General features: G+C 44.2%; 25 protein-coding genes. 11 read left to right on the top strand and 14 right to left on the bottom strand.

Annotated features, from left to right (window positions below; translation table 11 throughout):
• The first annotated feature begins 4 nt into the window (after nt 1-4).
• From tldD to BA1DRAFT_RS03030, 3 genes are read left to right on the top strand one after another with little or no spacing between them, the layout of a single operon-like run.
• Nucleotides 5-1,450 (top strand): metalloprotease TldD, encoded by a 1,446-nt coding sequence (gene tldD / locus BA1DRAFT_RS03040; protein ID WP_036775998.1) that lies wholly within the window; start codon nt 5-7, stop codon nt 1,448-1,450.
• Nucleotides 1,451-1,492: 42 nt separating this feature from the next.
• Nucleotides 1,493-1,957, top strand: coding sequence for a ribonuclease domain-containing protein (locus BA1DRAFT_RS03035; protein WP_036775997.1), 465 nt, complete (start codon nt 1,493-1,495; stop codon nt 1,955-1,957).
• Between the two features lie 4 nt (nt 1,958-1,961).
• Nucleotides 1,962-2,231, top strand: a complete 270-nt coding sequence (locus tag BA1DRAFT_RS03030; protein ID WP_011148185.1) for a barstar family protein — start codon at nt 1,962-1,964, stop codon at nt 2,229-2,231.
• A gap of 31 nt (nt 2,232-2,262) precedes the next feature.
• Here the strand turns inward: BA1DRAFT_RS03030 and yjgA are convergent, their stop codons facing one another.
• Nucleotides 2,263-2,802, bottom strand: coding sequence for a ribosome biogenesis factor YjgA (yjgA, locus tag BA1DRAFT_RS03025; protein WP_036775995.1), 540 nt, complete (start codon nt 2,800-2,802; stop codon nt 2,263-2,265).
• A gap of 201 nt (nt 2,803-3,003) precedes the next feature.
• Here yjgA and pmbA point away from each other — a divergent pair, with 201 nt between their 5' ends.
• Nucleotides 3,004-4,344: a metalloprotease PmbA gene (gene pmbA, locus BA1DRAFT_RS03020; protein WP_036775994.1), complete on the top strand. Its 1,341-nt coding sequence runs from the start codon at nt 3,004-3,006 to the stop codon at nt 4,342-4,344.
• A gap of 53 nt (nt 4,345-4,397) precedes the next feature.
• On the opposite strand, the gene rnk is transcribed toward pmbA, so the two are convergent.
• The 12 genes from rnk to BA1DRAFT_RS02960 form a co-directional block, all read right to left on the bottom strand.
• Nucleotides 4,398-4,808 carry a nucleoside diphosphate kinase regulator gene (gene rnk, locus BA1DRAFT_RS03015; RefSeq protein ID WP_036775993.1) on the bottom strand — a complete coding sequence of 137 codons (411 nt, stop codon included), beginning with the start codon at nt 4,806-4,808 and terminating at the stop codon, nt 4,398-4,400.
• A 188-nt stretch (nt 4,809-4,996) separates the two neighbouring features.
• On the bottom strand, nt 4,997-5,269 hold the full coding sequence (npr, locus tag BA1DRAFT_RS03010) for a PTS phosphocarrier protein NPr (RefSeq protein ID WP_036775992.1): 273 nt from the start codon (nt 5,267-5,269) through the stop codon (nt 4,997-4,999).
• A 3-nt stretch (nt 5,270-5,272) separates the two neighbouring features.
• A complete protein-coding gene (rapZ, locus tag BA1DRAFT_RS03005; protein WP_036775991.1) occupies nt 5,273-6,124 on the bottom strand; it encodes an RNase adapter RapZ in 852 nt (283 codons plus the stop codon).
• Between the two features lie 74 nt (nt 6,125-6,198).
• Entirely contained in the window at nt 6,199-6,666 is a 468-nt protein-coding gene (ptsN, locus tag BA1DRAFT_RS03000; RefSeq protein ID WP_036775990.1) for a PTS IIA-like nitrogen regulatory protein PtsN, read from the bottom strand.
• Between the two features lie 125 nt (nt 6,667-6,791).
• The gene (hpf, locus tag BA1DRAFT_RS02995; protein WP_036775988.1) at nt 6,792-7,079 is read right to left on the bottom strand and encodes a ribosome hibernation promoting factor; all 288 of its coding nucleotides are present in this window, start codon (nt 7,077-7,079) and stop codon (nt 6,792-6,794) included.
• A 23-nt stretch (nt 7,080-7,102) separates the two neighbouring features.
• Nucleotides 7,103-8,542 (bottom strand): RNA polymerase factor sigma-54, encoded by a 1,440-nt coding sequence (gene rpoN / locus BA1DRAFT_RS02990; RefSeq protein WP_036775987.1) that lies wholly within the window; start codon nt 8,540-8,542, stop codon nt 7,103-7,105.
• A gap of 26 nt (nt 8,543-8,568) precedes the next feature.
• Entirely contained in the window at nt 8,569-9,294 is a 726-nt protein-coding gene (gene lptB, locus BA1DRAFT_RS02985; RefSeq protein ID WP_036775985.1) for an LPS export ABC transporter ATP-binding protein, read from the bottom strand.
• A 6-nt stretch (nt 9,295-9,300) separates the two neighbouring features.
• Nucleotides 9,301-9,834: a lipopolysaccharide ABC transporter substrate-binding protein LptA gene (gene lptA / locus BA1DRAFT_RS02980; protein ID WP_036775984.1), complete on the bottom strand. Its 534-nt coding sequence runs from the start codon at nt 9,832-9,834 to the stop codon at nt 9,301-9,303.
• Nucleotides 9,815-10,393, bottom strand: a complete 579-nt coding sequence (gene lptC / locus BA1DRAFT_RS02975; RefSeq protein ID WP_036775982.1) for an LPS export ABC transporter periplasmic protein LptC — start codon at nt 10,391-10,393, stop codon at nt 9,815-9,817. The genes lptA and lptC overlap by 20 nt, the downstream gene beginning before the upstream one ends.
• A 20-nt stretch (nt 10,394-10,413) precedes the next feature.
• Nucleotides 10,414-10,977 carry a 3-deoxy-manno-octulosonate-8-phosphatase KdsC gene (gene kdsC, locus BA1DRAFT_RS02970; protein ID WP_036775980.1) on the bottom strand — a complete coding sequence of 188 codons (564 nt, stop codon included), beginning with the start codon at nt 10,975-10,977 and terminating at the stop codon, nt 10,414-10,416.
• A 17-nt stretch (nt 10,978-10,994) separates the two neighbouring features.
• Nucleotides 10,995-11,963, bottom strand: coding sequence for an arabinose-5-phosphate isomerase KdsD (gene kdsD / locus BA1DRAFT_RS02965; RefSeq protein WP_036775979.1), 969 nt, complete (start codon nt 11,961-11,963; stop codon nt 10,995-10,997).
• Between the two features lie 23 nt (nt 11,964-11,986).
• Complete coding sequence (locus tag BA1DRAFT_RS02960) at nt 11,987-12,961, bottom strand: calcium/sodium antiporter (protein WP_036775977.1); 975 nt, start codon at nt 12,959-12,961, stop codon at nt 11,987-11,989.
• A 228-nt stretch (nt 12,962-13,189) separates the two neighbouring features.
• Between BA1DRAFT_RS02960 and mlaF the strand changes: the two genes are divergently transcribed.
• The 7 genes from mlaF (at nt 13,190) to murA (ending at nt 18,218) form a co-directional block, all read left to right on the top strand.
• Nucleotides 13,190-13,993, top strand: coding sequence for a phospholipid ABC transporter ATP-binding protein MlaF (gene mlaF, locus BA1DRAFT_RS02955; RefSeq protein ID WP_036775976.1), 804 nt, complete (start codon nt 13,190-13,192; stop codon nt 13,991-13,993).
• A 10-nt stretch (nt 13,994-14,003) separates the two neighbouring features.
• Entirely contained in the window at nt 14,004-14,786 is a 783-nt protein-coding gene (mlaE, locus tag BA1DRAFT_RS02950) for a lipid asymmetry maintenance ABC transporter permease subunit MlaE (protein ID WP_036776080.1), read from the top strand.
• A gap of 4 nt (nt 14,787-14,790) precedes the next feature.
• Nucleotides 14,791-15,297, top strand: coding sequence for an outer membrane lipid asymmetry maintenance protein MlaD (gene mlaD / locus BA1DRAFT_RS02945; protein WP_036775974.1), 507 nt, complete (start codon nt 14,791-14,793; stop codon nt 15,295-15,297).
• Nucleotides 15,298-15,330: 33 nt separating this feature from the next.
• Complete coding sequence (mlaC, locus tag BA1DRAFT_RS02940) at nt 15,331-15,960, top strand: phospholipid-binding protein MlaC (protein ID WP_036775972.1); 630 nt, start codon at nt 15,331-15,333, stop codon at nt 15,958-15,960.
• A 1-nt stretch (nt 15,961) separates the two neighbouring features.
• Nucleotides 15,962-16,255 carry a lipid asymmetry maintenance protein MlaB gene (gene mlaB / locus BA1DRAFT_RS02935; RefSeq protein ID WP_036775971.1) on the top strand — a complete coding sequence of 98 codons (294 nt, stop codon included), beginning with the start codon at nt 15,962-15,964 and terminating at the stop codon, nt 16,253-16,255.
• A 398-nt stretch (nt 16,256-16,653) separates the two neighbouring features.
• Nucleotides 16,654-16,908, top strand: a complete 255-nt coding sequence (gene ibaG, locus BA1DRAFT_RS02930; protein WP_011148158.1) for a BolA family iron metabolism protein IbaG — start codon at nt 16,654-16,656, stop codon at nt 16,906-16,908.
• A gap of 50 nt (nt 16,909-16,958) precedes the next feature.
• Nucleotides 16,959-18,218, top strand: a complete 1,260-nt coding sequence (murA, locus tag BA1DRAFT_RS02925; RefSeq protein WP_036775969.1) for a UDP-N-acetylglucosamine 1-carboxyvinyltransferase — start codon at nt 16,959-16,961, stop codon at nt 18,216-18,218.
• 310 nt (nt 18,219-18,528) lie between these two features.
• Here murA and BA1DRAFT_RS02920 read toward each other — a convergent pair whose 3' ends face one another.
• Nucleotides 18,529-18,921: a hypothetical protein gene (locus BA1DRAFT_RS02920; protein WP_036775968.1), complete on the bottom strand. Its 393-nt coding sequence runs from the start codon at nt 18,919-18,921 to the stop codon at nt 18,529-18,531.
• Nucleotides 18,922-19,029 lie beyond the last annotated feature (108 nt).

The raw sequence follows: 19,029 nt of genomic DNA, 5'->3' as shown, positions 1-19,029 counted from the left end.
AATTATGAGTTTAACTTCTGTCAGTGAATACTTACTGGCTGCAAATAAATTAAGCCACCAAGATCTGTTTTCAGTACTCGGTCAAATGACTGAACGTCGGCTGGATTATGCCGATCTCTATTTTCAGTCCAGTTACCATGAATCTTGGGTGTTGGAAGATCGGATTATTAAGGATGGCTCCTATAATATTGATCAGGGGGTTGGCGTTAGGGCAATCAGTGGTGAAAAAACGGGTTTTGCTTATGCAGACCAGATCACATTGAATGCACTGCAACAAAGCGCACAGGCTGCCCGTAGCATTGTCCATGAAAACGGGAATGGTAAAGTCCATACCTTTGGCGAAGTGGCCTATTCCCCGCTTTATGCAGCAATTGATCCGCTGCAAAGTTTTTCCCGTGAAGAAAAGATTGCATTATTGCAGCGTGTAGATCAGGTGGCTCGTGCGGAAGATCCGAGAGTACAAGAGGTCAATGCCAGTCTGACAGGGATCTATGAACGGGTGTTGGTTGCGGCAACTGATGGGACTTTGGCGGCTGATATTCGTCCTCTCATTCGCTTATCTGTCACGGTGCTGGTGGAAGATAACGGCAAACGTGAACATGGCACCAGCGGTGGTGGTGGCCGTTATGGTTATGAGTATTTTCTGGAAGTGGTTAGTGGTCAGATTCGTGCAGAGCAATTTGCCCGTGAAGCTGTTCGCATGGCTCTGGTGAACCTTTCCGCTGTTGCCGCACCTGCTGGTACGATGCCGGTTGTTCTGGGGGCTGGTTGGCCGGGAGTATTGTTGCATGAAGCTGTTGGTCATGGGCTGGAAGGTGATTTTAACCGCCGTGGTACTTCGGTGTTTTCTGGTCAGATTGGTGAGAAGGTCGCGTCAGAACTCTGTACTGTGGTTGATGATGGCACGATAAAAGGTCGCCGTGGGTCATTGGCAATTGACGATGAAGGCGTTCCTGGACAATACAATGTATTGATTGAAAACGGCATTCTGAAAGGTTACATGCAGGATAAAATGAATGCCCGCCTGATGGGGGTCGCGCCGACTGGCAATGGTCGCCGTGAATCTTATGCCCATCTACCAATGCCTCGTATGACTAATACCTATTTGCTGGCGGGTCATTCCACACCGGAAGAGATCATCGGTAGTGTGAAGAATGGTTTATATGCGCCAAATTTTGGTGGTGGTCAAGTGGATATCACTTCCGGTAAATTCGTGTTCTCGACATCGGAGGCTTATCTGATTGAGAACGGTAAAATTACCAAACCAGTGAAAGGTGCAACTCTTATCGGTTCCGGTATTGAGGCGATGCAGCAGATCTCTATGGTAGGAAACGATCTTGAACTAGATAAAGGTGTCGGGGTTTGTGGCAAAGAGGGCCAGAGCGTACCTGTTGGTGTTGGTCAGCCTACTTTGAAACTGGACAACTTGACCGTTGGAGGAACAGCCTGATTTTTGGCTGTTTTTCCGAGATAGATCATTATAAGGATAGTCATGAAGAAGACTTGGCTAGCAGGTGTGTTACTGACTGTTTTGGCTGTGGCTGGTGGTACTTTTGCTAAAGGTGTTGATAAGACGCTGTTGCAGGCTCCAGAAACAGATGGGGGTACCTCAGCAATACAACGGATTGAAGGGCTAACTGAACAGAATAACGTAGTGGCTTACTTACGACAGAATAATAAATTACCCGATATTTACATTACTAAAAAGCAGGCCCGCGACCTTGGCTGGAATGCAAAACAGGGAAATTTATGTCAGGTTCTGCCGGGTAGAGCAATTGGTGGCGACAAATTTACTAACCGTGAAAAGAGACTACCAATGAAACCGAAACGTCAGTGGTTTGAAGCAGATGTTAACTACCGTTGTGGGCACAGAGGGAGTGACAGATTGCTTTATTCATCTGATGGTCTGATTTATCTGACGTTGGATCATTACAAAAGTTTTACCTTAATGGAGTAATTCTATGCATAAAGTGGAGTTTGATTTTGACCGTATCCCTGATCTGAAAATGTTCTATCAGCAGTTTTCTGAACAATTTGAGTTAGGAGACGAGTTTGGTAGTAATTTGGATGCTTTGTGGGATGTTGTGACAGGAGGAATTGAGTTACCTGTAGAGGTCAATTTCATCCATTTTACGCAGCAGAAAGAACGTGATTTCTCCTCGTTAGTGCTTTTGTTTGAAGAAGCAGAAGAAGAACTGGAAGGGGAATTGAGTTTCAATATTTTCCCCTAACAGAAATCAGAACCTTACAGGTTTTAGGTCGTTAAGCGGATTCAGCCATATCTTTAAGATACTGGAAAATCTGACGATAAGATTTAGGTGGCTTATTTGCCGCCTTTTCTTTTTTGGCGTTGCGGATCAAAGTACGCAATTGCTGGCGATCGGTTTGTGGGAATAACGCCACCACTTCATCAATAACCTCGTCATTGCCATCAATCAATTTATCGCGTAATTCTTCCAGTTTATGGAACAGAGTGATTTGCTGATTATGACGATTTTTTAGTTTATCAAGCGCGGTGGTAATGGGCTCGACATCCCGGGTACGTAGCAGTTTGCCAATAAATTGTAATTGGCGGCGGCGCCCCTCTCTTTTTATCTTCTGTGCAAGTTCAATGGCGGCCAGCAGATCCTCATCTAACGGAACGCGTTCAAGCGCACTTTTGCTGAGTTCAACCAATTCTGTACCCAGCTTTTTCAATGCTTCGGCATCACGTTTAATTTCGCTTTTACTGACCCAAATTATCTCTTCTTCTTCCTCTTCAGCGGGATAATCATTGAGCCAATCTTCAGGCTGCTTTGCCATAGTGGTTTTCCTTTTAAAAAGGCCGGAGCTGGCAGGTTGATTTTTGGTGCATGACCTGTAGCCCGGTGGGTGTTAACATCCTAATATTGTGTATTGTAACTGGGAAAAACGCCTGATTACCACTCGGCATTAATTGTGTGGATAAAAAGGTCCTGTTTTCCCGACAGATTTTCCCTTTATTCATCAAATTACGGGTAAGTAATGAAAATCACGGATCAAATTGCGGAACAACGCAAACAACTGGAAAATGCAGTTTCACAGGCACTAGAGCTGGCAAAAGCGGGTTGTGATGCTGCGGAGGTCGCGGTTAATAAAACAACGGGTATTAGTGTCAGCACCCGCTTTGGTGAAATAGAAAATGTAGAATTCAATAGTGATGGCGCATTGGGGATTACCGTCTACCATCAGCAACGTAAAGGTAGCGCATCATCAACAGATTTAAGCCCGGATGCTATTGCTCGTACTGTTCAGGCTGCGATTGATATCGCTCGTTATACCTCTCAGGACCCATGTGCAGGCCCGGCAGATAAAGCGTTATTGGCGTTTGAAGCGCCAGATCTTGACCTGTTCCATCCAACAGAATTGGATGCTGATAACGCGATTGAACTAGCAGCTCGTGCAGAGCAAGCGGCATTACAGGCCGATAAACGTATTACCAATACCGAAGGCAGCAGTTTTAACAGCCATTATGGCATTAGAGTGTTTGGTAACAGCCACGGTATGTTGCAAAGCTATTGCTCCAGCCGTCATTCTATGTCGAGTTGTGTGATTGCTGAACTTGATGGCGATATGGAACGGGACTATGCGTATACCATTAGTCGTCGTTTTGAAGATTTAAAATCGCCAGAATGGGTTGGGCAGGAGTGTGCTCGTCGTGTGTTATCTCGTTTGTCGCCACGTAAATTACCGACCATGAAAGCGCCGGTGTTGTTTGCTGCGGAGGTTGCAACAGGTCTTTTCGGTCATCTGGTTGGCGCTATCAGTGGTAGCAGTATTTACCGGAAATCCTCTTTCCTGCTTGATCATCTGGGCAAACAAATCCTGCCATCATGGCTGACAATTGAAGAGCGGCCACATTTGCTGGCAGGTTTAGCATCTTCTCCATTTGATAGTGAAGGTGTTTCTACCAGTAATCGGGATATTATCAAGGATGGCGTATTACAGACCTGGCTTCTGACAAGTTATTCTGCCCGTAAGCTAGGAATGGCAAGTACCGGCCATGCAGGTGGAATTCATAATTGGTGCATTGCAGGGCAAGGTCAGGATTTTGCAGATTTGCTGCGTCAGATGGGAACAGGGTTAGTGGTCACTGAACTGATGGGGCAGGGAGTCAGTGCAGTAACCGGCGATTATTCCCGTGGTGCCGCTGGTTTTTGGGTAGAAAATGGTGAGATTCAGTATCCTGTCAGTGAGATTACTATTGCGGGCAATCTGAAAGATATGTGGGCTAATATGGTTACTATCGGGAATGATATTGAAACTCGCAGTAATATCCAGTGCGGTTCAGTCTTACTACCGGAAATGAGTATCGCTGGTCAATAAGAGATACTCGTTTCCGATTATCTTAGTCAGCCCGGACGAATGGGCTGGCTGAATTAACGGTGGAGCTCACCGGCAGCTTCTGGTTGGTAAAGTAATTCTAATACTTTGACTCGGGTTTCTTCGCCGTTTGGCAATGCCCAACTGATTTCGTCGCCGATACGAAGGCCCAATAATGCAGCCCCTAAAGGAGCCATAACAGAAAGCTGATCTGAACTGTCTTGCAGTGACGCTGGATAAACTAAAGTACGTACCCGCTCTTCATTGCTTGTCAGGTCAAGAAAACGAACCCGGCTGTTCATTGTTACAACATCTGATGGAATTTCTGCTGGAGGTACAATCTCTGCACGATCCAGCTCCTCATTCAAAGCGTCAGCGATACTAGTATCTGCAAACGCTGGCTGTTCCAACAGGGAATCTAAACGTTCTGCGTCTAATTCGTTGATGATAATTGCTGGTTTAGTCATACCACACTCCAAATGGACTCCAACACAAAATAACACCCCGCACCATGAGGAGGGGGGTGTTATTTAAAATGATTAACCTGATAGTAGGCTGTTCTTACTGGAAAAGAAAGAGATCATGATCACGAACTGTTTTGCGCTGCTAATGAAAACAGTGAAGGACATGGTAATCCATAGGTGAGTGAGCAACGTTATTCTTCGTCAAATCCCGAATTAAATAGGTTAATAATGGCTGTAAGAGCTTGTTCTTCATCTGGGCCGCTGGCTTCAACTTCAATATAGCTGCCTTTTTCTGAATCCAGCATCAGCATAGCAATTACACTGCTAGCTTCGGCTTCAACATGGCTATCATTGCGTAAAACAACATGAGACTCAAAGAGCTGTACTAAATCATACAGCTTCATTGCTGGCCGGGCGTGCATTCCCAGCCGATTTTTGATTTCAAGCCTCTGCTTGACAGTCATTATTTATTTTCGCTTTTCGAGAGTACGGTGGCGCGACTGTACGTTTTTTCCTCGGGAGCGGAAATAATCGGCCAACTGTTCTGCCACGTAAACGGAACGATGTTTACCACCGGTACAACCAATAGCTACGGTCAGATAGCTGCGGTTATTGGTTTCAAGCATAGGCAGCCAGAGTTCAAGATAACTGCGGGTTTGATAGATAAAGTTATGCACTTCCGTATGACGGTCGAGGAAAGCGGCTACGGGACGATCAAGGCCGGTCATTGGCCGTAATTTAGGGTCCCAGTGTGGGTTTGGTAAGAAACGTACGTCAAAAACATAGTCGGCATCAATTGGAATGCCATGCTTGAAGCCGAAAGACTCAAACACCATTGTCAACTCACGTTCCCGTTTGCCTAGCAGACGCGTTCTTAGCATCTCAGCCAATTCATGAACTGACATTTCGGAAGTGTCGATAATCAGATCTGCTCTTGAACGAAGGGGTTCCAGCAGATCACTTTCTTGATCAATCGCGCTTTCCAGAGAAAGATTTTTGCTTGATAGCGGATGCAGACGGCGGGTGTCGCTATAACGGCGGATCAATGTGTTACGGTCAGCGTCAAGAAACAGTAATTGCGGTGAGAAACTCGCTGGTAGTTTAGTCAAGGCTTCTTCGAAAACCTCAGGGGATTCCGGCATGTTTCTTACATCAATACTCACCGCGGCGGAAATATCGCGGTCAGACAACGTATTTGCTAATTCCGGTAGTAATACTACCGGCAAGTTGTCTACACAATAAAAACCCATGTCTTCCAGTGCGCGCAAGGCAACGGATTTACCTGAACCGGAACGGCCACTGACTATCATCAGCACCATGAGGCGACTCCCCTTAATTTCTCAGTGGTTATTATGAGCCACTCTTATCTGTTGCTCTCCATGCACTGCAACAGTTATTCAGTGATAATTGAGTATAATTCTTCATCACTTTGTGCCGATCTTAAACGGCGGCAGAGGTTTTTATCTGCAAGACGTTTGGCGATCAATGACAATGTGTGTAAGTGCGTCTGGCATTGATCATTTGGAACCAGTAAAGCAAACAGCAAATCAACTGGTTGATTATCAATCGCATCAAAAGCAATGGGCTGTTCCAGATTTAGGAAAACGCCGACTGCTTGATCTGAACTTTCTGCATCTAACTTACCGTGAGGGATAGCAATACCACTGCCAATTCCAGTAGTACCTACTTTTTCTCTGGTTAATATTGCTTCGAATACGACATTTTCTGGTAACTTAAGCTGCTGAGATGCTAGCTCACTGATAATCTCTAAAGCCCGTTTTTTGCTCGAACAATGTACATTATTGCGCGTACATGCGAGAGAAAGCACAGAACTTAGTAGTAAATCTGCTTGATTATTCATTTTTTCTATTCACTTAGGTGCCTCATTGATACCGGATGCCATAGAATATCTGTGACATCCGGTATTTGCGCACTGTTTTACAGCAATATTCTGCTGTTGTTACTACATTCTTTGTTAAATAACTGTTAATGATGTCTCAGTTTGTCTTTATGTTTGGTTAATTGACGCGCTAGTTTATCGACCAGTCCATCAATTGCTGCATACATATCTTCATGTTCTGATGATGCGTGCAACTCACCTCCGTTAATGTGTACAGTAGCTTCGGCGATTTGTTGTACCTTTTCCACTCGGAGGATTACCTGAGTCAGGTTGATCCTGTCGAAATATTGATCCAGCTTGCTGCATTTTGCAGTGATAATGTCGCGTAATGCATCAGTAATTTCAATATTGTGGCCGGTTATTTTGAGTTGCATATTGTCTTCCTTCTCTGTTCATTTCAAACCAGACGCTTACGTTGGTTTGATGGCGGAATGGATAACGACTCTCGATATTTTGTGACAGTCCGTCGGGCAACCATGATGCCTTGATCGGCTAGCATGCTCGTCAGTTTGCTGTCACTTAATGGTTTGGCGGGGTTTTCCGCTGCTACCAGTTTTTTCACCAAAGCCCGTATTGCAGTTGAAGAGGCTTCGCCTCCACTTTCTGTATTGACATGGCTGGAGAAAAAATACTTCAATTCAAAAATACCACGTGAGCTGTGCAGGAATTTTTGGGTAGTCACCCTGGAAATGGTGGATTCATGCATATCAACCTGGAAAGCAATGTCAGCTAAAACCATAGGTTTCATATGTTCTTCACCATGCTCAAAAAATTCCTGTTGCTGTTCTACAATGCAACGCGCAACTTTCAGCAAAGTATCATTCCGGCTTTCCAGGCTTTTGATAAGCCATCTAGCCTCTTGTAGGTTATTACGGATAAACTGACTGTCACTTTCATTGCGTGTATGTTGCCCAAGCTCTGCATAATGCTGATTAATGTGTAAACGGGGGATACTATCTGTATTTAATTCTACTTGCCAGTATTCGCTCTCTTTTCGAACTAGTACATCGGGGATGACGTATTCAGATTCGCTGGTGTTTATTGCCAGACCGGGCTTTGGTTCAAGTGACTGGATTAAACTGATGACTTCTTTCAGAGTATCTTCTTTCAAATGACTCAGACGGATTAAATTGCGGAAATCCCGATGACCTAATAGCTCCAGATGTTCGCAAACGATCAGTTGCGCCTCTTTCAGATAAGGTGTTTCTGGCGGAAGCATTGATAGCTGTACCAGTAGACAATCTTTTAAATCACGAGCGGCGACACCGATAGGATCGAAATGTTGTATCTGTTTTAGCACCGCTTCTACTTCTGCCAGGGTGAGTTGATCGTCGCCAATGCTGGCAAGGATATCTTCTAATGGCACAGTGAGATAGCCAGTGTCATCTACGGCATCAATGATTGATGTCGCAATGGCCGCATCGGTTTCCGTGAAGGAGGTTAGCTCTGCCTGCCACATCAAGTAGTCTTGTAAGGTTTGAACGGTTTCACCTTGGTAAAGCGGCAGTTCGTCGTCGTTATAGTCGTTACGTGTCCCGGAAGGTGTGCCAGCGGTGTAAATTTCATCCCAACTGGCATCCAGGGGTAACTCGTCTGGCATATCCTTTTGTTGCAAGGCATCAAGCGTATCCATCGCTTCCGTTTCATTATCGGGAAGTTCCTGATTGCTGATTTCCTGATGATCTTCATCCTGTTCAAGCAAAGGGTTCATTTCTAGCGCTTGTTGTATTTCCTGCTGGAGTTCAAGCGTAGAAAGTTGCAACAAACGAATAGCTTGTTGGAGCTGTGGTGTCATAGCCAGTTGCTGACTAAGCCTGAGTTGCAAACTTTGCTTCATAGCGTTAAATCAATTCTCCTGGCTAATTAGAGCCGGAAACCTTCGCCTAAATAAACGCGCTTCACCTGTTCATTATTAAGAATATCATTAGGTGTGCCGTGAGCAATCAGATGCCCTTGGCTGACAATATAAGCACGTTCGCATACATCCAATGTTTCACGGACATTGTGGTCTGTGATAAGGACCCCTAGCCCATAATCTCTCAAATGCTGAATGATCTTCTTGATATCGATGACCGAGATAGGATCTACGCCGGCAAAAGGCTCATCCAGCAAAATAAATTTAGGATTGGCTGCGAGCGCTCTGGCAATCTCTACGCGGCGGCGTTCACCTCCAGAAAGCGATTGACCAAGACTGTCACGTAGATGGCTAATATGGAACTCTTCCATCAGCTCTTCGGCACGTTCTTTTCGTTGCTCTTGAGTCAGATCCTGGCGGATCTCCAATACAGCCATCAGGTTATCGAATACGCTTAGGCGACGGAAAATAGAAGCTTCCTGAGGCAAATAACCAATACCACGGCGTGCCCGTTCGTGAAGTGGCAGCAGGCTGATATCTTCATTATCAATGGTGATTGTCCCGGCATCCCGTGAAACGATACCGACGACCATATAGAAAGTCGTCGTTTTCCCGGCGCCGTTCGGACCAAGCAGGCCAACAATTTCGCCGGAATTTACATTTAGGCTGACATTTTCAACGACCTTACGGCCTTTGTAAGCTTTTGCCAGGTTTTCTGCGTTTAGTATTGCCATATATCGTTATTTACTCTTGTTGTTAGCCCCAGGGCCTTCTTCTTGTAACTGAGAAGGGAGTAGGACGGTGGTCACTCGTTTACCTTTATCACTAAACGCTTCCATCTGCTGAGTTGGGACTAGATAGGTGATACGATCGCCTTTTATATTGCTGTCTAGCTGTTCCAAATAGGCATTGCCAGTCAGTGTAACCAGCTCTTTATCCATTTCGTAACGCATTTTGGAACCGCGGCCCTTGATTGGTTTGCCATTGTCCTGCAGCTGATAGAAAGTGACTGGATTACCAAATGCCTCAATAATCATTTTCTTAGAGTCGCCATCTGGACGAGTTACAACAACTTTGTCAGCGCGGATATCGATAGAACCTTGTTTAACGATCACATCTTCTGTAAATGTGGCAGTGTTCCCTGTCATGTCAAGGGCTTGTTTAACAGAATCGATAGAAATAGGTTTCTGGGTGTCATCTTTCAGTGCCAGAGCAGGAAGGCTGACTGCAAAGATGGCGCTGGCAATAAAAGCATTACGGATTCTGTTTTTCATGTTGGATTTCATAGTAGGTGTTAACCTTTTCAATCAGTTCAGCGGTTTTGTTCCGCAGATTGCCACGCATTTTCATACCGACGGATTTTAGCCCGACACCAATCAGTGTGACCTGATTGTCAGATGAAACATCCTGAGTGACCAGGTTGATGATAGCGTTATCTGTGGTAATACGTTGTAATTGTGACGTATTAGTCAGACTGTCAACCTGTACGTCTCCGTAAAGATAGAGCATTTTGTCATTAGTCAGTTTGGCTTTGTTAGCACGAACTGTCCATGTAGCAATGGCATTTGAGTCATAAGTAATTAACACTGGTTTGGTAAACCAGGTAAGTTTTGACTCTGCATAATTTTGGACGTCATCAGCGACCAGTTTATACGTCAGTTTCCCCGTAGGGTCATAAACAAAAGTTATGGCATCCTGACTTTGATAGGTTGGCTGACTGTTATCTGTAGCAGAAGATGATTTAGTCTCATCTGAATCAGACAAGTTCCAGCCAATTAATGCCAGGATGATTAATACCAGAGTTATCACCAACCAGGATTTGATTCTATCCATTCTCGTTTCACTTCAACCTACTATATTGATAATCCTTTGGCCTCTTCCAGCTTATTCTGAGCAAAAAGCACCAAATCACAAAGTTCCCTTACCGCACCGCGTCCCCCGGCAATTTGGGTGACATAATGCGCTTTTGGTAAGAGTAATGGATGTGCATCTGCCACAGCGACAGATAACCCCACTTGTTCCATGACCGGCCAATCAATCAGATCATCACCGATGTAAGCAACCTGTTCTGGTTTTAATCCCAGTTTATCTAACAATTCTTTGTACGCCAAAACCTTATCACTCTGTCCTTGGTAAAGATGTGTAATCCCTAGTGTGTTTGCTCGATCTTCCAGCAATTTCGCTGTACGGCCGGTAATAATAGCGACTTCGATACCTGAAGTAATTAAGCAGCGAATTCCGTAACCATCTCGAACATTAAATGTTTTTAACTCTTCACCGTTATTGCCCATATATATCAGGCCATCGGACAGAACACCGTCAACGTCGCAAATCAACAAGCGGATTTTACGGGCTTTTTCAATAACATCTTTACTAACTGGACCATAACAGGTGTTCAAATAAACTAATTGGCTCATTAAGGCGTTTTCTCCGGTTAAACCACACCAGCTTGTAGCAGGTCATGCATATGTAATACCCCAAGCAATTTATTTTCCTCTGCGACCAGTAAGGAGGTGATATGGTGTGACTGCATTAGATTCAATGCATCAACTGCAAGGGCATGCGGTTTGATACGGATACCACCTGTTGTCATAACATCTGAAATTTTGACAGTGTACAAATCGACTCCCATATCAAACACTCGCCGCAAGTCACCATCAGTAAAAATACCATCAATATACATATTTTCATCGCAAATGACGGTCATACCCAATTTTTGCCGGGTGATTTCGAGTAATGCTTCGCGTAAGGACGCATCACGATGAACTTTTGGAATATTATCGCCTGTATTCATCAAATCACTCACCAGTAGCAAAAGTTTGCGTCCAAGAGTGCCGCCTGGATGTGATAGGGCGAAATCTTCAGCGGTAAAGCCGCGTGCCTGGAGCAATGCGACCGCTAAAGCATCGCCCATAACCAAGGTTGCAGTAGTACTGGTTGTAGGAGCCAAACCTAGCGGACAGGCTTCCTGTGGAACTTTGATACACAGGTGGATATCCGCGGCTTTCCCCATACTACTGTGGTAATTATTAGTCATGCAGATAAGCGGAATTTTTTGGCGTTTTAATGCCGGGATCAGTGACAAAATTTCACTGGACTCACCAGAATTTGAGATAGCTAAAACAATATCTTTAGGTGTAATCATGCCGAGGTCGCCGTGGCTGGCTTCTCCCGGATGAACGAAAAAGGATGGAGTACCGGTGCTGGCGAAAGTTGCAGCAATTTTACACCCAATGTGGCCGGATTTGCCCATCCCCATGACAATCACTTTACCTTCGCAGTTGAACATCAGTTCACAGGTACGGGCAAAATCTTCATTAATATATTGTTCAAGTTCTGCCAATCCATCACGTTCTATATCTAATACTTTTTTACCCGCTTGCTGAAAATCAATCTTAGGCATTTCTTTTTCCTACTTATTCGTGTTTATTCAATGTTGTAATCGGAAATAAACAGTACGATAAAATAAGCGATAAAGCAGCTCAATAACAAGACACCTTTAAATCGGTTTAATCGATGTTTACGACCCAAACAAAATGCAGTAAATATTGTGCTGGCTACCATCATTACCCAAAAGTCACGATGGAAAGATTCAGGCGAAATAGCTGCTGGTGAGAGTAATGCGGGAAGGCCCAAAACAATTGATATATTGAATATATTTGAACCTATAATATTCCCGAATGCAATGTCATCTTCTCCTTTGAATGCGGCGGCGATCGAGGTTGCTAATTCTGGCAGGCTGGTACCGACCGCAAGTACAGTAAGCCCGATAACTAATTCACTAATACCATAAATGCGGGCAATAACAGTTGCATTATCAATGACCATGCGAGTTGCCATAGGTAAAATAAGTAACCCTAATAGAATCCAAAGTAGGGCAATGTGTTTATTGCCTTCTACCGGTAATTCGGCGGCCTGTTCCTGCGTGTAAATATCCGTTTCGGCACGGCGTGGTAGAGCAACCATTTTGATCATCAGGAAAATATACACTATGGCGGAAGTGAGCAATACCAATCCATCCATCCGGCTGAGATAGTTATCACTCATCAAATAACCACAGAAGGCGGTGAGCAGCAGCATCAACAGCAGCTCCTGCCGCAAAATATCTGATTTTACTATCATTGGGCGAATAAATGCGGCAGCACCGGTTATCAGCAGCAGATTAGTAATGTTGGAACCAATAACATTACCCACCGCCATATCAGGTTGACTATCTAGCATTGCAGTAACTGAAACCATTAATTCGGGCAGGGAAGTTCCAATGCCAACAATGGTAATACCAATAATAAATGGAGGCAGCCCCAGAGTACGGGCAAAAATTGCAGCACCATATACTAATCTATCGGAACCATATACCAGTAAAATCAATCCGGTAATTAAAAGTAAAAAGGTCAGAAGCATGAAGCGTCCCTTGTAAGGTATATTCCGAATTAATGTTAACGCTGGTTGATTTTCTAAACAAAAATTGCCTGCCCAGTTAGATGGGGTATATTCTGACGGCGGCGGATAGAAAAGTAAAATTTGTCATCACATTAATGGCGAAAATTCTCCAGTTTTTTTGTAGTATATGTGATTAATATGTGAACCAAATATTAAAGCCAATTTATTAACCGTTAAGGGCTATCAATAATGAACCAACAGACAGCAAATCTCATCGAGATCCGTGGTATGTATTTTACCCGTGGTAACCGTTCGATTTTTGCTGATATTAATCTAGTTGTGCCTAGAGGGAAAGTCACTGCAATTATGGGGCCTTCTGGGATAGGGAAAACGACACTATTACGATTGATTGGCGGTCAGTTACGTCCTGAACGCGGAGAAATCTGGTTTGATGGCGACAATATTCCTGTTTTATCCCGTTCGCGCCTGTATGTTGCTCGCAAGAAGATGAGTATGCTGTTTCAATCTGGGGCATTATTCACTGATCTCAGTGTCTTTGAGAACGTCGCTTTTCCGCTGCGTGAACATACGAATCTGCCTGAGGAAATTATACAGACTACTGTAATGATGAAATTAGAGGCTGTAGGGTTACGTGGCGCCGCCAATTTGATGCCTTCCGAACTTTCCGGTGGTATGGCAAGGCGAGCGGCTCTGGCTCGTGCGATTGCACTTGATCCTGATCTGATTATGTTTGATGAGCCTTTTGTTGGCCAGGACCCAATTACGATGGGGGTTTTGGTGAAGTTGATTGATGAACTGAATAAGGCGCTTGGTGTGACTTGTGTAGTGGTTTCCCACGATGTACCGGAAGTTCTGAGCATTGCAGATTACGCTTATATTATCGCTGAACAACAGGTTATTGCTGAGGGTACTGCGCAGCAGTTGCGGTCTAATTCTGATAGACGAGTACGGCAATTTCTTGATGGTATTGCTGACGGGCCGGTACCTTTCCGTTTCCCGGCCGGGGATTATAAAACTGAGTTATTAGGATAATGGGATGTTAATGTTAACACAGGCGCTGGCGGCACTTGGCCGACGAGCCATTGAGGTATTTGCCTCTTTTGGTCGTGCAGGTTTTATGCTTTTCCGCGCAATAATTGGCAGGCCAGAACCCGCCAAACAATGGCCGTTACTCCGACAGCAACTTTACAGCGTGGGTGTTCGGTCATTGTTGATTATTATCGTTTCGGGTCTGTTTATTGGCATGGTGCTTGGCCTACAGGGGTATCTGGTACTGACGACATACAGCGCAGAAGCCAGTCTTGGTATGATGGTGGCGATATCTCTGTTGCGTGAATTGGGGCCGGTGGTAACGGCACTGTTGTTTGCTGGCCGTGCCGGATCAGCCTTGACCGCAGAAATCGGTTTGATGAAAGCCACGGAACAAATTTCCAGCCTGGAGATGATGGCGGTAGATCCATTACGGCGAGTGATAGCTCCCCGTTTCTGGGCAGGGTTTATCAGTATGCCGCTATTATCCTTGATTTTTGTGGCGGTAGGCATTTGGGGAGGAGCGATAGTTGGTGTTGATTGGAAGGGGATTGACAGTGGCTTCTTCTGGTCTTCAATGCAGTCTGCTATCGAGTGGCAGAAAGATTTGCTGAATTGTTTTATTAAAAGTGTCGTTTTCGCCATTACTGTGACCTGGATCGCTCTATTCAATGGTTATGATGCAATCCCTACTTCAGAAGGGATCAGCCGAGCAACGACCAGAACGGTGGTTCATGCGTCGTTAGCGGTTTTAGGTTTGGATTTTGTGCTGACAGCACTCATGTTCGGGAACTAAGTCAATGCAAAGCAAAAAAAGTGAAATTTGGGTTGGATTTTTTGTCTTGATTGCACTGGCTGCAATCATCTTTTTATGCCTAAAAGTGGCAGACATTAAATCGGTAGGCAACCAGCCAACTTACCGTTTGTACGCAACTTTTGACAATATCGGTGGTCTGAAAGTGCGCTCACCGGTAAAAATTGGGGGAGTGGTGATTGGCCGAGTTGCAAGTATCTCTCTTGATGAAAAAACTTATACGCCGCAAGTAGCACTGGATATTATGAAGCAGTATGACCGTATCCCTGATACCAGTTCTCTTTCCATCCGTACTTCTGGCCTATTAGGTGAACAATATATTGCCCTGAATATAGGGTTTGAAGATCCCGATATGGACACCCGTATTTTGAAAGAGGGTGACCGCATACAGGATACTAAATCAGCAATGGTACTTGAGGATCTCATCGGCCAATTCTTTTATAAGAGTGGCGATAATGCTCAAAGTGGGGCTGAACATAAACCGACACCCTAGCCAGCAACTGAATATCATTAAGAGGAACCAATTATGTTGAAGAGATTATTAATGGTGGCGCTGTTGATTGTTGCGCCACTGGCGAGCGCGGTTGATCAAACGAACCCTTATAAGTTGATGCAGGACGCGGCGGAAAAGACTTTCACTCGTTTAAAAAATAGTCAGTCGCAAATTCGTCAAAATCCAGATTATCTGCGTCAAGTGGTGAAGGAAGAACTATTGCCCTATGTCCACATCAAATATGCCGGCGCGTTAGTTCTGGGGAAATACTATAAAGATACGACTCCAGAGCAGCGCAAGGCTTATTTTGCTGCATTTGAATCTTATCTGGAACAGGCTTATGGGCAGGCTCTAGCAATGTATCACAATCAAACTTACCAGATTGACACTGAAAAGCCGTTGGGGGACAGCAATGTTGTTGCTATTCGTGTCAATATTATCGATCCGAATGGCCGTCCTCCTGTCCGTCTTGATTTCCAGTGGCGCAAAAACAGCAAAACTGGCGACTGGCAGGCATTCGATATGATTGCTGAGGGCGTCAGTATGATCACGACTAAACAGGGTGAATGGGCTTCTATCTTGCGTCAGCAAGGTGTTGAGGGACTGACTAAGCAGCTTAAAATCAGCGCCCGACAGCCAATCACACTGGAAGAGAAAAAATAAGATGGGTGAGAGTCTGATCTGGGAAAAAACAGGGCAAACACTGATTCTCAAGGGCACTTTGGATCGTGATAGTTTGCTTCCTCTCTGGCAGCAAAAAGAGAAATTATTGGCTGATATTGACAGCATCAATGTGTCACAACTTGGATATGTGGATTCTACCGGGTTAGCTCTTTTAGTTCGTTTCAAACATCATATGCAAAAGAGAGGGGATAAATTGCGCTTTTCTGGCATTGATGAACGGCTTAACACCCTGATTACGCTCTATGATCTGCAAGACATAATCATGGATAGCTAACCGATAATCTCATTAATTATCTGTACATACCCTATGGATTTCAAGATGCATCGCGACGGCAAGGGAACGAATCCCCGGGAGCATAGATAACTATGTGACTGGGGTGAGTGAGCGCAGCCAACAAAGAGGCAACTTGAAAGATGACGGGTATAATCAGCGCCCTTGTAAGCAGAAATATTACAAGGGCGTTTTCATAGTTTAAGAATAAGCAGGATTCTATTAGGATAGATGGCTGTCTATTATTTATTTCTAACTACATACCCTATGGATTTCAAGATGCATCGCGGCGGCAAGGGAGCGAATCCCCGGGAGCATAGAGAACTATGTGACCGGGGTGAGAGAGTGCAGCCAACAAAGAGGCAACTTGAAAGATGACGGGTACAGAACATTGAGCAATTATGGATACTAATGAGATTAAACAAGTGTTGATGGATAAATTAGCACTGGATGAAGTCATCGTTAACGGCGATGGCAGCCATTTCCAGGTTATTGTGGTTGGTGAAATGTTTGCTGGCATGAGCCGGGTAAAACAGCAGCAAGCCGTTTATGCGCCTTTAATGGAATACATTGCTGATAATCGCATTCATGCCTTGTCAATTAAAGCCTATACGCCGGATGATTGGAAACGGGATCGCAAGCTCAACGGTTTTTAATATGTTTGCCTTGCTGCGAACAGCAAATTATATAAAGAGAGTCGTCACAGATGGATAAATTTCGTGTGAAAGGGCCTACTCGTCTGTCGGGTGAGGTTACTATTTCCGGGGCAAAAAACGCTGCATTGCCAATCCTGTTCGCCGCGTTGTTGGCTGAAGAGCCTGTTGAGTTGCAAAATGTTCCAGAATTGAAAGATATTGATACCACTATCAAATTATTGAATCGCCTTGGAACCAAAGTTGAACGTAATGGTTCTGTATTTGTGGATGCTCGCAGTGTGAATCAATATTGTGCGCCTTACGAGCTAGTGAAAACCATGCGTGCATCTATTTGGGCGTTAGGTCCTTTGGTGGCGCGTTTTGGTCAGGGACAAGTTTCTTTGCCGGGTGGTTGTGCGATTGGCGCCCGCCCGGTTGATCTGCATATCAGTGGTTTGGAACAGTTAGGTGCTGAAATTGTTCTGGAAGAGGGCTACGTCAAGGCTTCCGTTAATGGACGTCTGAAAGGGGCTTGCATTGTGATGGATAAAGTCAGCGTTGGAGCGACAGTCACGATTATGACCGCGGCAACGTTGGCAGAAGGGACAACAGTTATTGAGAACGCAGCACGTGAACCTGAAATCGAAGATACGGCTAATTTCCTCAATACCTTGGGTGCAAAAATTACAGGGGCGGGCACAGACCATATCACCATTGAAGGCGTAGAACGTCTAGGTGGTGGTGTATATCGTGTACTACCTGATCGGATTGAAACGGGGACATTTCTTGTTGCGGCGGCGATATCCGGTGGCAAAGTGGTTTGCCGTCATGCTCAGCCTAATACGCTGGATGCGGTATTGGCTAAATTACGTGAGGCGGGTGCTGATATTGAAATTGGTAAAGATTGGATAAGCCTCGATATGCACGGTAAACGCCCTAAAGCGGTGACATTACGTACTGCTCCGCACCCAGGTTTCCCGACCGACATGCAGGCACAGTTCAGCTTACTGAATTTGGTTGCGGAAGGTGCTGGGATGATCACCGAAACTATTTTCGAAAACCGTTTCATGCATATCCCTGAATTAATTCGAATGGGTGCGCATGCGGAAATTGAAAGTAACACCGTGCTTTGTCATGGTGTTAAAAAATTATCTGGTGCTCAGGTCATGGCGACGGATTTACGCGCATCGGCGAGCTTAGTTCTGGCGGGTTGTATTGCGGAAGGCGTGACGGTTGTTGACCGTATTTATCATATTGACCGGGGTTATGAACATATTGAAGATAAGTTGCGCGGACTTGGCGCAAACATTGAACGAGTGAAATCGACGTAGGCTTACTGTGGGTATGTACCACGGTAAGAAAGAAACCAGCCGGAAGCGATTCCGGCTTTTTGCTGTTTCAGAGAGAAAACAGAATAAAATAGCTAAAATATAGCTTATGTATATATTTATCATTAATATTATATTTTCCTGTATTATTCCTTTGTTTATCTTATTATTTATTTTATATTTTTGAGATTTTAATCTATATATTTAATATATAAATTCAACCCTGTAAAATATTTATTTTAAGTATAAAAATAACAAAGCCGAAAGATCACGGGGATCTTTCCGGCTTTTTCATGAGAATATGTTTTCTATATCAACCAGTTTTTAATATCATTGGATTAAAGGTGACTATTTTTTCATCCTTAGTCATTCCGCATGGATATAACCCTTCTTTATATATCTCAAAGATCTTTTCCAAGATTGATTCCTCTTGTAAATCACTGTATTCTTCGTCAATATCTTCTAAGTAATCTTCAGCTTCAGAATAGTTATTTTTTAAAGAAAATTCACCAACGCTATTTTCTATAAGATCTTGCCAGACTAAATATCCATCTGGTAAATCTTGACTTAATGATAATCTAAGGAATTTGTCTTTATCTTCCAATAGGATAATATCAGAAGGTGCTTTTACTCCCCCTGATAAAAGATTATCTGAAAATAAAAAATTCATTGGTTCAGTTATAAACCTCTTATTTTCGCTTTTCATTGTTATACCTCTAAAATTTTATTCCACATTTCTAAAGCACGTTGATTGCCTATTTGGGCTTTTCCTTTCGAGCTATCTTTAGCTCTTATTGGTGTTCCATTCATCATT

It is taken from the genome of Photorhabdus aegyptia, assembly GCF_000612035.1.
GTDB classification, from domain to species: domain Bacteria; phylum Pseudomonadota; class Gammaproteobacteria; order Enterobacterales; family Enterobacteriaceae; genus Photorhabdus; species Photorhabdus akhurstii.
This window is presented reverse-complemented; position numbering and strand designations above follow the sequence as displayed.

What these genes read in the sequence shown, in the direction of transcription:
- kdsC (WP_036775980.1), bottom strand. Translation starts at nt 10,977, where the DNA reads ATGAGCCAATTAGTTTATTTGAACACCTGTTATGGTCCAGTTAGTAAA.
- yjgA (WP_036775995.1), bottom strand. Translation starts at nt 2,802, where the DNA reads ATGGCAAAGCAGCCTGAAGATTGGCTCAATGATTATCCCGCTGAAGAG.
- rpoN (WP_036775987.1), bottom strand. Translation starts at nt 8,542, where the DNA reads ATGAAGCAAAGTTTGCAACTCAGGCTTAGTCAGCAACTGGCTATGACA.
- BA1DRAFT_RS02920 (WP_036775968.1), bottom strand. Translation starts at nt 18,921, where the DNA reads ATGAAAAGCGAAAATAAGAGGTTTATAACTGAACCAATGAATTTTTTA.
- lptA (WP_036775984.1), bottom strand. Translation starts at nt 9,834, where the DNA reads ATGAAAAACAGAATCCGTAATGCTTTTATTGCCAGCGCCATCTTTGCA.
- npr (WP_036775992.1), bottom strand. Translation starts at nt 5,269, where the DNA reads ATGACTGTCAAGCAGAGGCTTGAAATCAAAAATCGGCTGGGAATGCAC.
- ibaG (WP_011148158.1), top strand. Translation starts at nt 16,654, where the DNA reads ATGGATACTAATGAGATTAAACAAGTGTTGATGGATAAATTAGCACTG.
- murA (WP_036775969.1), top strand. Translation starts at nt 16,959, where the DNA reads ATGGATAAATTTCGTGTGAAAGGGCCTACTCGTCTGTCGGGTGAGGTT.
- mlaE (WP_036776080.1), top strand. Translation starts at nt 14,004, where the DNA reads ATGTTAACACAGGCGCTGGCGGCACTTGGCCGACGAGCCATTGAGGTA.
- lptC (WP_036775982.1), bottom strand. Translation starts at nt 10,393, where the DNA reads ATGGATAGAATCAAATCCTGGTTGGTGATAACTCTGGTATTAATCATC.
- ptsN (WP_036775990.1), bottom strand. Translation starts at nt 6,666, where the DNA reads ATGAATAATCAAGCAGATTTACTACTAAGTTCTGTGCTTTCTCTCGCA.
- tldD (WP_036775998.1), top strand. Translation starts at nt 5, where the DNA reads ATGAGTTTAACTTCTGTCAGTGAATACTTACTGGCTGCAAATAAATTA.
- mlaB (WP_036775971.1), top strand. Translation starts at nt 15,962, where the DNA reads ATGGGTGAGAGTCTGATCTGGGAAAAAACAGGGCAAACACTGATTCTC.
- mlaD (WP_036775974.1), top strand. Translation starts at nt 14,791, where the DNA reads ATGCAAAGCAAAAAAAGTGAAATTTGGGTTGGATTTTTTGTCTTGATT.
- hpf (WP_036775988.1), bottom strand. Translation starts at nt 7,079, where the DNA reads ATGCAACTCAAAATAACCGGCCACAATATTGAAATTACTGATGCATTA.
- mlaF (WP_036775976.1), top strand. Translation starts at nt 13,190, where the DNA reads ATGAACCAACAGACAGCAAATCTCATCGAGATCCGTGGTATGTATTTT.
- BA1DRAFT_RS02960 (WP_036775977.1), bottom strand. Translation starts at nt 12,961, where the DNA reads ATGCTTCTGACCTTTTTACTTTTAATTACCGGATTGATTTTACTGGTA.
- BA1DRAFT_RS03030 (WP_011148185.1), top strand. Translation starts at nt 1,962, where the DNA reads ATGCATAAAGTGGAGTTTGATTTTGACCGTATCCCTGATCTGAAAATG.
- pmbA (WP_036775994.1), top strand. Translation starts at nt 3,004, where the DNA reads ATGAAAATCACGGATCAAATTGCGGAACAACGCAAACAACTGGAAAAT.
- rapZ (WP_036775991.1), bottom strand. Translation starts at nt 6,124, where the DNA reads ATGGTGCTGATGATAGTCAGTGGCCGTTCCGGTTCAGGTAAATCCGTT.
- BA1DRAFT_RS03035 (WP_036775997.1), top strand. Translation starts at nt 1,493, where the DNA reads ATGAAGAAGACTTGGCTAGCAGGTGTGTTACTGACTGTTTTGGCTGTG.
- kdsD (WP_036775979.1), bottom strand. Translation starts at nt 11,963, where the DNA reads ATGCCTAAGATTGATTTTCAGCAAGCGGGTAAAAAAGTATTAGATATA.
- rnk (WP_036775993.1), bottom strand. Translation starts at nt 4,808, where the DNA reads ATGACTAAACCAGCAATTATCATCAACGAATTAGACGCAGAACGTTTA.
- lptB (WP_036775985.1), bottom strand. Translation starts at nt 9,294, where the DNA reads ATGGCAATACTAAACGCAGAAAACCTGGCAAAAGCTTACAAAGGCCGT.
- mlaC (WP_036775972.1), top strand. Translation starts at nt 15,331, where the DNA reads ATGTTGAAGAGATTATTAATGGTGGCGCTGTTGATTGTTGCGCCACTG.